General features: G+C 38.0%; 1 protein-coding gene and 2 pseudogenes. 1 reads left to right on the forward strand and 2 read right to left on the reverse strand.

The features are described from left to right. Window positions 1-434: pseudogene (locus FJR38_RS07010) on the reverse strand (ComF family protein); the annotation flags it as partial. Then, on the reverse strand, window positions 434-910 hold the full coding sequence (locus tag FJR38_RS07015; protein ID WP_168536133.1) for a GNAT family N-acetyltransferase: 477 nt from the start codon (window positions 908-910) through the stop codon (window positions 434-436). The pseudogene FJR38_RS07010 and the gene FJR38_RS07015, both read right to left, overlap by 1 nt. A 717-nt stretch (window positions 911-1,627) precedes the next feature. Here FJR38_RS07015 and FJR38_RS07020 point away from each other — a divergent pair. Continuing rightward, window positions 1,628-1,928, forward strand: a pseudogene (locus tag FJR38_RS07020) (RNA-guided endonuclease TnpB family protein); the annotation flags it as partial.

Consider the following 1,928-nt stretch of genomic DNA (forward strand, 5'->3'; position numbering starts at 1 on the left):
CTTAATGCGTTCTAAACCGTTGATTTTTAATTTGCATCCTGTAATATTACAAAAACCTTCAGCTATTAATGCCGCTTGATTAAAACCCCGTTTTTTTGTTTTTTCGGGTGCATGGGAATAGGAACAACTAGAAGTTTTTGCTGTGGTTGAGGTGAATTTAATAACCATGATTCTCCTAACCATTGTCCGAAAACATAACCAATTTGTGGCTGATTTTCATATTTTAGAGCAGCGATCGCTCTTTTGACTGCACCACCATAACTTCCCCACACAAATACAGGTAATGGCTGTTTCCATAAATAACTAGGATTTTGCTTTTGACAACTTTGGATTTGCTTAGTGCAGTATGGACAAAGTTCCCCAGGTGTAGGACGTTGACACAGAGGACAATGGGATTTCAGAAAAAGATTGAGGAGATTTTGGAATATTTTCATTATAGATATTTTACATAAATGCGATCGCACCTGGCAGTTTCTACCCCTGTCGTTGGCAGATAACCATTACTTTCATAGAGTTTAACAGCTTCAGCTAAAATACTCGCAGTTTCAATCCAAATTTGCTCAAATCCACGGAGAATAATAACTGTTTCCAATTGTTGTAATAAAAATTTTCCTAATCCGCAACCACGCACTTTTGGTAAAAGATACATTTTCCTAATTTCTACAGCCTTTTCACCGCGATTAATGGGATAATATGCTCCAGTCCCCACAATTTGATTTTGGTTTTCAATTACCCAAAACTCACCACCAGTTGCTAAATAATATTCTTCAATATTTAATACATCTTTATCTGCTTCTTCTGGTTGCCAAGGTAAACCGTATTCTAATAATACAGAACTAATGACTTTGGCTGCGAAAAGGCGATCGCTTTCTTGCCAATTCCGAATCACAAAATCTTGGTAAAAATACATTTCTCTTTTTCCTACTTCTGTTCTTTATACAGTAATCCTATGTAAAAATCCTAACTCAAGTTGCTAGTACAGTAGGGCGTAAGTCAACCAACCATTAAGAATTCTCAAGAAGCTTGTGTAATATGCTTTTTTAATTTTTAATTTTTAATTTTTAATTTTTAATTCCGCCCTGCGGTACTAGTTATCGGGTTGAGCCTGGTAATGGGTAAGTAAATTTCTGTTTTCATCCTGTAAATCCTCTCGACTCCGCGGTAGTTGAGCGTAGTCGAAACTCGATAAACACCTGATTCAGACATTTCCCTAACTAGTAAGTAATTGGACAAAAATATTTACAGTCATTGCGAGCGAAGCGAAGCAATCCCAACCCTTGCGATTGCTTCATTCCACTTCGTTTCATATGGCTAACGCCACGCTCCGCGAACGCAATGACATTGTGTAATTAATTCTGTCTCACTACTTAGTGATAGTTTTTTTGTACGCGTGGGTAATCTAATGACTAGGGGGAGTGCTGCAACTTAGACAACAGCAATTTTTGATATATGGCTATTTCAGGAGATGATTACAAGAATACTCGGTAAGCGTAAAGCTCAGTCACTTCAGTGCTGAGATATAAGCGGCTCGTGCGACTTCAGTCGCATTCAATCCTATACCAATTACCTTGACAGTCTTACGCCGTAAATAGTAGTATAAGATAAGAGGAAAGGGAAGGTAAGAACGATGCTTGTTTTTGAGTTTAAAGTTTATGGGAAATCAGTTCAGCTAACAGCAATAGATGATGCAATTCGGACTGCACAATTCGTTCGTAATAGCTGTATTCGGCTATGGATGGACGTTCAAGGTACAGGTAAAAACGACTTGCAGAAATATTGTGCTGTCTTAGCTGCTAATTTTCCATTTGCTAATGAACTCAATTCAATGGCTAGACAAGCCAGCGCAGAACGAGCATGGTCTTCTATCACCCGGTTTTATGATAATTGTAAAAAGGGATTTCTGGTAAAAAGGGGGTTTCCTGAATTCC

Source organism: Anabaena sp. UHCC 0253 (genome assembly GCF_009712085.1).
In the GTDB taxonomy this organism is placed as follows: domain Bacteria; phylum Cyanobacteriota; class Cyanobacteriia; order Cyanobacteriales; family Nostocaceae; genus Dolichospermum.